We start from the raw sequence: 7,988 nt of genomic DNA on the forward strand, positions 1-7,988 counted from the left end.
TATTATGAACAGAACGATATTGGTATACCTGCTCCTGGTATCAATGGGTTGTTACGGTCAACCTTTCAAATTTACGGTTACCAACCCTTCTGCCTATAAAAGAACAAATGAATTGGTCGTTATTTCAAGAGCCGAGATTGATAAGCATATGATAGCTGGTGAAAGTTTTTCATTTGTTGATGAAAATAATAACGCTATTGTTACACAACTTGATGACTTGGACAAAAACGGCAAATGGGATGAAGCCTGTTTTTTATATTCATTCCAGGCAAATCAAACTGTAAAATTTACAATAAGCAATAAAAGTATTGATGATGCCGCATCATTAGCACATGTACGGCTGAGAAAAAAAATAAGCGATACCGCCTTCGGCGATGATCTTGTAAGAGATACAATGCCTTTACATAATCCCCCTACCGATTTTTCAAAACAGCCTTTGCCTTTGTATTTAACTGAAGGTCCGGCCTGGGAAAATGACAAGGTAGCATTCCGTTTATATTTTGACACCAGGAATGACAAAGATATTTTCGGGAAAACCGAACCAGCACTTGTAATGGATACCATTGGTACAAACACTAACAACAGCTATCATAAACTTTCCCATTGGGGAATGGATGTTTTACATGCAGGTAATTCCCTGGGCGCAGGTTCCCTGGCATTTAAGGTAAAAGGCATTGATTCTGTTATCAGGCTTGGCGGAGGGAAAGTATTATCCGAAGTATATGAAAAATCAGCTGATGGTCCTTTGAGGGCCGTTTTCAGGATCACCTACCTGTTTGAAATAAAAGAAAGAAAAGCAACTATAATTGATGAAATAAGTATATGGGGTGGTCAGTATTTTTATGAATCAAAAGTATCAGCATCCGGCCTGCCCGAGGGAACTGAGCTACAGATTGGTATGGCTGATTTTTACGATAACACTTCCGGTCATTTCACTATAAACAAAGCATCGGTTTTGTACAGTTATGGTAAGCAATCTGAAAATCAGGATAACCTTGGAATGGCTATTATTGTTCCGGCCAGATCCTTTACATCTATTGATTCATTACCAAGGGAAATAGTGAATGTCAAACTTGAATATGTACACAAAATTTATGATAGTTATATTATCGGCCAGGCTATTTCAGATGATAGCCCTGCTACTTACCGGTTTTATACCGGTTGGGAGAAGTCCGATAAACAGTTCTCCTCAAAAAAAGGATTTACATCTTATATAGCTGAACAAACCCGGAATTTTTCTGCACCTGTTATTGTAAAATGGTATTGAAAACCAATCTGATACTATTCTTACCAAAGAAAAAGGGTGATTTTTAACAATTTTGTCAAAAAAATATTTGCAGAATAAAAATTGGTGATTAATTTTGTTTAACAATTTTGTCAAACAATAAAGTAAAATGGCAATTAAAGACAGCGTTACGGAACAGCAGATAAAAGAAGCAGCGAAAAAGCTCTTCTTTAAGGAAGGCAGGTTTAAAGCCACCACGCAGGAGATTGCGGATGCCGCCGGTGTAAACAGAACATTGGTGAATTATTATTTCCGCTCAAGAGATGTGTTGTTTGATGAAGTGCTCAAAGATGCGAAAGCAGCCATGACCAATCGCCTGAAAAGTTCTGTAGGAGAAGAAAATATTCCTTTCCGGGTGAGGATTGAAAGATTTGTTGATGTTATGATTGAAAATTCTTTTGCTTATCCCTATATAGATGTATACCTCGTCTCTCGCATGAATGATGATGTAAATCACCAGAATGATGTATTGGCAGACATAAAGAAGAATGAGGAATTGAAGCATTTTTTAAAATTGATTGAGGATGAGATGGGTAAAGGAACTATTGAAAAAATGCCCCCGGTGCAGTTCCTGATCAATCTTTTATCATTGCTTACTTACCCGGTTATAATACAGCCCTTGTTTAAAAAAGTATTGCATTTCAGCGACAGGCAGTATCAGCAAATGCTGAAAGATCGCAAAGAGATCATTTTAAATTTGCTGTTGAAATAACATTTTTTTTGCTTGCTATTTGACAATTTTGTTAAACTATTATTTTAAATAATAATGTAAATACAGTGAAAGCTCTGAAAAACATATATCAGTTATTGAATGAAAAATTTAAGTATTCACAAATGAAAAAAGTAAAACTGCTGGTTGCTGTTTGTGCCGGGATATTAACGGGCAATATAGTTACAGCACAGGAAACATTAACACTTCAACAGGCGCTTAAATTTGCTATTGAGCATAAAGCCGAAGCGCAGAAAGCAAGACTGGAAGTAGAAAACGCACAGTATTTAATTGATGAAGTTAAGGGAAGCGCCCTACCACAGGTGAACGGCTCCGGTACTTTAACTTATAACCCGATGTTACAGAAAAGTGCATTACCGGGCGAAATTATTGGTAAGCCTGGTGAAACCGTAATGGTGGCTTTTGGGCAAAAATGGCAATCTAACGCAGTATTAAGTGTTAATCAGCAACTTTTTAACCAGTCTATTTTTACGGGGTTAAAGGCTGCCAGAACAACCAAAGAGTTTTATCAAATTAATAAAACGCTTACAGACGAGCAGTTGATAGAAAAAGTAGCTGACGCGTACTACCAGGTTTTCCAGCTGCAGCAGCAGTTACAAACCGTGCAAACCAACCTTGATAATACAACAAAAACACAAAAAATTATCAGTGGTTTAGTTGATGCAGGGCTATCTAAAAAAATTGACCTGGATCGTATTGTTGTTGCTGTAAACAACCTTGAAGCAGCTAAACAGCAAATGGTAAACTCTCTGCAACTTTCAGAAAATGCCTTAAAATTTGCTATTGGCATGGAAATGGACAAGGATATTATCTTACCCGCAGAAACATTTGAAGTAAATGCAGCTATACTTGCTGATCAACCGGACGTATTAAACAGAACAGAAATAAAACTCCTTTCTGTACAGTCGGATTTACTACAGTTAAATAAGAAAGCAAAAGCAGCCGAATACTATCCAAGCTTATCATTTACAGGAAACCTCGGTTACCTGGGTATGGGTCCATATTTCCCGGTATTCAATAACAGCTCAAAGGTAAACTGGTCAGGCTTTTCCGGGTTAGGGCTCAATCTCTCAATACCCATATTTAATGGGGGTACCACTAAAGCAAAAATCAACCAGGCCAATATTGATATTAAGAAACTGGACGTGGAAATCAATGATACAAAACTGGCTTTAGCATTAGCAAGCGAAAATGCAAGATCGCAGATAAACAACAGCCTGCTTACCGTAAACACCAACAAACGCAATATCTCTCTTGCAAAAGATGTGCTGGATAATACACAGAACAATTATAAAAACGGGTTGGCTACATTAACCGATTTACTGGATGCAGAGAAAGCTTACGCAGATGCGCAAAACAATCTAACCATTTCATTGCTCAGTTATAAAGTAGCCGAAATACAATTGATAAAAGCAAACGGAAATTTAAAATCATTACTCAATTAATAAATAACCGATGGCAATTGCAAAGCTTACAGCAGCAATTATTTGCAAACCATCTTATATATCAAAACAACAACAAAACATATAAAAATGAAAAATAAAAAAACTTCTGTTGTGCGGATCATTGTTACGGTGGTGGTAATCGTAGCCGTGTTAGCAAGTATCCAGTTTCAGTTAGGTAAAAACCAGGCTGCTAATAAAGCGGCTACTGATGAGGTGGCGAAAAAAAATACAGCCGTATCTGTTCGTACAGATTCTGCCAAATTAAAAAGTATTGACCTGAGCTATTTAGCCAACGGAACATTTATTCCTAAACAGGAAGTTACTGTGGGTGCTGAAGTTGCCGGAAGGGTGGCCTCCGTATTAGTAAAAGAAGGCGACTATGTACGTCCGGGACAAACCTTAGCTGTTGTAGTAGGCGATAAGCAAAATGTTTCCGTTGCTAATGCTACTGCTAATCTTAATAACGCTAAAGCAGACCTTGACAGATTTGAAAATGCTTTCACAACAGGTGGTGTTACCAAACAGCAATTAGATGGAGCACGCCTGCAATATGAAACTGCAAAAAACAATTTAAAAACAGCACAGATAGCAGCGGGCGATGTTTCAATTAAAACTTCCGTTGCCGGTATTGTGAATTCAAGAAAGATAGAACCAGGAAGTTATGTAAATACGGGCACAGCTGCATTTGAAGTAGTAAATATCAGTACCTTAAAATTAAAAGTAAATGTGGATGAGAAGAATATAGGCGGGCTTAAAGTTGGGCAAACAGTGGATTTGCTGGTAAGCGTTATACCCGGCAAAAAATTTTCAGGTAAGATTACATTCATAGCTCCTAAAGCAGACGCGAACCTGAACTTTCCTGTAGAGATAGAAATTTCCAATCCGAAAAATGAGTTGCGTGCAGGCATGTATGGCACGGCAAAATTTGGAGAAGGTATATCTGCTGATGCACTGGTAGTACCGCGCACCGCATTTGTGGGTAGTGTAAGCGATAACAAAATATTTGTGGTAAAGGATGACAAAGCAGTTGAAACGAAAGTGCAGAGCGGCAGAAGTTTTGGAGACAACATTGAAGTATTATCTGGTTTGAATGCAGGTGATAAGGTGATCACTTCAGGACAGATAAACTTATTTGATCAAACACCGGTGCAGATAATTAAATAAATAAAGTAATAATGAAAATAACTGAAATATCTATTAAACGCCCAAGTATAATAATCGTATTGTTTATTATACTCACCCTGGGTGGTATCTTTTCTTACACCCGCCTGGGTTATGAGCTGGTACCAAAGTTTGAGGTAAACGTACTTACCATACAAACCATTTATCCCGGAGCATCGCCATCAGAAGTAGAAAACTCCGTTACAAAAAAGTTAGAAGACGCGGTATCATCGCTGGAGAGTATTAAGAAAATGGAATCAAAATCAATGGAAAATGTGTCATTGATCATGATCACGTTGAATACCGGAGCGGATGTGAACTTTCTTTTAACAGATGCCCAACGTAAAATAAACGCGGTGCTGAATGATTTGCCGGATGATGTGGAAACACCCAGCCTGTCTAAGTTTTCGCTCGATGATGTTGCGATTATGAGTTTGGCGGTTACATCTGACCTTACTGAAAAGGAATTGTATGATCTGTTAGATAAAAAAATACAACCTGTATTTGCCCGTATTAACGGAGTAGCAAAGGTAGATATGATTGGCGGAGAGGAGAGAGAAATTCAGATCAGCGTAGATCCTGTAAAATTGCAGGGATACGGCTTGTCTATTACACAGGTACAGCAGGTAGTGGCAACGTCTAACCTCGATTTTCCTACCGGTAATGTAAGTACAAGAAATAACCGTACTACTATCCGTTTGGCGGGTAAAGTAAATTCTATTGATCAGCTCAGAAACCTGCCTATCACTACACCTTCCGGTGCTATTGTGTTTTTGAAAGATGTAGCCGATGTGCAGGATGGCATTAAGGATATTGAGAAGATAGCCCGTGTTGACCAGCAGAATACTATTTTGTTACAGGTCTTTAAACAATCTGATGCAAATGCAGTTGAAGTATCCAAACAGGTAAGAGCTACTATTGATCAGGTTCAAAAAGACTATGCCGGCAACAATATTCAGCTGGATGTTGCAAATGACTCATCCTCATTTACACTTAATGCAGCCAATAATGTGATGCATGATTTGGTGATTGCGATTGTGTTGGTGGGTTTGATCATGTTATTTTTCCTGCATAGTTTGCGTAATGCGGCTATTACAATGGTCGCTATTCCACTTTCTTTGATTGCTACCTTCATTGGTTTGTTGCTGATGGGATATACCCTTAACCTTATGTCACTGCTAGGTTTATCGCTGGTGGTTGGTATATTAGTAGATGATGCCATTGTGGTAATTGAAAATATTCACCGGCACATGGAGATGGGTAAAAATAAGGTACGTGCTGCTTTTGATGGCGCAAAAGAAATCGGTTTTACGGTTTCTGCTATTACCCTTGTAATTGTGGTAGTGTTTTTACCCATCGCTATGTCAACAGGATTGGTGGCGAATATCCTGGCGCAGTTTTGCGTAACTGTAATTATTTCTACATTGTTATCCTTATTAGTATCCTTCACTGTCGTGCCCTGGTTGTATTCCCGCTTTGGTAAGCTGGAATTGATCAGTTCAAAATCAATTCTGGGTAAATTGATTCACGGGTTTGAAAAAGGGCTGACAAAATTCACTAACTGGATATCAGGTATTTTAAGCTGGTCACTACGTTCAAAGCTCAATAAAATATTGACGTTGGCAGTGGCAATAGTATTACTGTTCACGTCATTTTCCCTGGTTGGCAAAGGGTATATAGGATCGGATTTCTTTCCGGGTGTAGACAGGGGAGAATTTTATGTACAGTTTGAATTACCCAAAGATGCTTCTTTGGAAAGAACCAATGAAGTAACACAAAGAGCGGAAGCATACATTGCTGCCAAGCCCGAAGTAAAAGATATGATCACTACCGTTGGGCAGGCATCAGACGGACTTATATCTGTAGGTGGCTCACGATATAAAGCTGAGATTCTTGTAAAACTGAAAAAAGATTACAAAGAGAGCTCCAAAGTGTACTCAGCTGTTTTGAAAAGAGAATTAGAAAATGTATTGGTAGATGCAAAAATTAAAACAGTGAACGTGGGTATTATGGGTGCAGAACAATCGCCCTTGCATTTAACGGTAATTGGCTCTAACGTGGCAGATGCCCAGGCATTTGCTGAAGAAGCAGCTGCGGAGTTAAGAAAAATACCCGGAGCAACCGGTGTCAAATTAACTTCTGAAGCAGGTAATCCTGAAATCAGTGTGAAAGTGGACAGGGAAAAGATGACATCTCTCGGATTAAATATTGCATCTGTAGGCGCTTTAATGCAAACTTCGTTTTCAGGTAATACCGATAATAAATATCGTGCTGGTGAAAATGAGTATGATATAAATATCAAGTTCAATGAAACAGGCCGCGCCGGAATTGACGATGTTAAAAATCTGAAGTTCATCAGTAATAATGGCACCCCCATTTTATTAAGCCAGTTTGCAGATGTTGAATATAGTTCAGGACCTACTTTATTAGAACGCAGAGATAAATCTCCTGCGGTATCTATACAGGGACAGGTAATCGGCAGACCTCTTGGCTCTGTAGCACAGGAGTGGGAAAATGAATTTTCCAAATTGCAAAAAAAGCCTGGTGTTTCTTATATATGGGGTGGTAATATGGAAAATCAGAAAGAAGGTTTTGGTACACTGGGTGTTGCTTTGATCGCATCTGTTCTTTTGGTATACCTGGTGATGGTAGCTTTGTACGATAGCTTCTCTACGCCGTTTATTGTAATATTTTCCGTGCCATTATCATTTATAGGAGCATTGTTATTACTTGCCTTAACCAATCAGTCTTTAAACATCTTTACCATACTGGGTATTATTATGTTGATCGGTCTGGTAACCAAAAACGCTATCCTGCTGGTTGATTTTGCTAACCACAGGAAAGCCGAGGGTGATAGTACTTTTGACGCGTTGATTTCGGCTAACCATGCCCGTTTACGCCCGATTCTGATGACTACCATTGCGATGGTAATTGGTATGGTTCCTATTGCAGTGGCTACAGGCGATGGTGCAGATATGAACAGAGGTTTGGCTATCGTTATCATAGGCGGTTTGTTATCTTCCCTCTTCCTTACGCTGGTAGTAGTGCCTGTAGTGTATTCCATTTTCGATGGATTTCAGAGAAAATTCGGCAAAAAGAAAAAAGTAGATTATGCAAAAGAAATGCAGGCAACTTATGCCCCGTTAAAGCATCATAATAATCATACACATCAGGTGGAGGAAGTTGTTGACTTCTCCAATAATTAATTAACCCAAGTTGCTAGTTAAATGAGGAGAAAAGGAGCATCAATAAAAGATAATTTTGAGTTACCACACACAAAACTCAATTATCAATGCTCACAGCTGATAAAATTATAGGTATTTATTGTATTGTAGATGATATTTTAAAAGGGATTGGTCATTATGAA

Annotated in this window: 5 protein-coding genes; all 5 read left to right on the plus strand. The window is 38.5% G+C overall.

The window, feature by feature from the left end; all coding sequences use genetic code 11:
- Nucleotides 1-4 precede the first annotated feature (4 nt).
- The 5 genes from DC498_RS21240 (at nt 5) to DC498_RS21260 (ending at nt 7,827) form a co-directional block, all read left to right on the plus strand.
- Nucleotides 5-1,267, plus strand: a complete 1,263-nt coding sequence (locus DC498_RS21240) for a DUF4861 family protein (protein ID WP_116876176.1) — start codon at nt 5-7, stop codon at nt 1,265-1,267.
- Between the two features lie 127 nt (nt 1,268-1,394).
- Nucleotides 1,395-1,997, plus strand: a complete 603-nt coding sequence (locus tag DC498_RS21245; protein ID WP_116876177.1) for a TetR/AcrR family transcriptional regulator — start codon at nt 1,395-1,397, stop codon at nt 1,995-1,997.
- A gap of 122 nt (nt 1,998-2,119) precedes the next feature.
- Nucleotides 2,120-3,460 carry a TolC family protein gene (locus tag DC498_RS21250; protein ID WP_116876186.1) on the plus strand — a complete coding sequence of 447 codons (1,341 nt, stop codon included), beginning with the start codon at nt 2,120-2,122 and terminating at the stop codon, nt 3,458-3,460.
- A gap of 87 nt (nt 3,461-3,547) precedes the next feature.
- Entirely contained in the window at nt 3,548-4,624 is a 1,077-nt protein-coding gene (locus DC498_RS21255; RefSeq protein WP_116876187.1) for an efflux RND transporter periplasmic adaptor subunit, read from the plus strand.
- A gap of 11 nt (nt 4,625-4,635) precedes the next feature.
- Nucleotides 4,636-7,827: an efflux RND transporter permease subunit gene (locus DC498_RS21260; RefSeq protein WP_116876178.1), complete on the plus strand. Its 3,192-nt coding sequence runs from the start codon at nt 4,636-4,638 to the stop codon at nt 7,825-7,827.
- Nucleotides 7,828-7,988 lie beyond the last annotated feature (161 nt).

Origin of the sequence: Terrimonas sp., from assembly GCF_003075435.1 — a bacterium.
Taxonomy (GTDB): domain Bacteria; phylum Bacteroidota; class Bacteroidia; order Chitinophagales; family Chitinophagaceae; genus Agriterribacter.

Coding starts and splice junctions, on each gene's coding strand:
- DC498_RS21240 (WP_116876176.1), top strand. CDS start 5: ATGAACAGAACGATATTGGTATACCTGCTCCTGGTATCAATGGGTTGT.
- DC498_RS21245 (WP_116876177.1), top strand. CDS start 1,395: ATGGCAATTAAAGACAGCGTTACGGAACAGCAGATAAAAGAAGCAGCG.
- DC498_RS21250 (WP_116876186.1), top strand. CDS start 2,120: ATGAAAAAAGTAAAACTGCTGGTTGCTGTTTGTGCCGGGATATTAACG.
- DC498_RS21255 (WP_116876187.1), top strand. CDS start 3,548: ATGAAAAATAAAAAAACTTCTGTTGTGCGGATCATTGTTACGGTGGTG.
- DC498_RS21260 (WP_116876178.1), top strand. CDS start 4,636: ATGAAAATAACTGAAATATCTATTAAACGCCCAAGTATAATAATCGTA.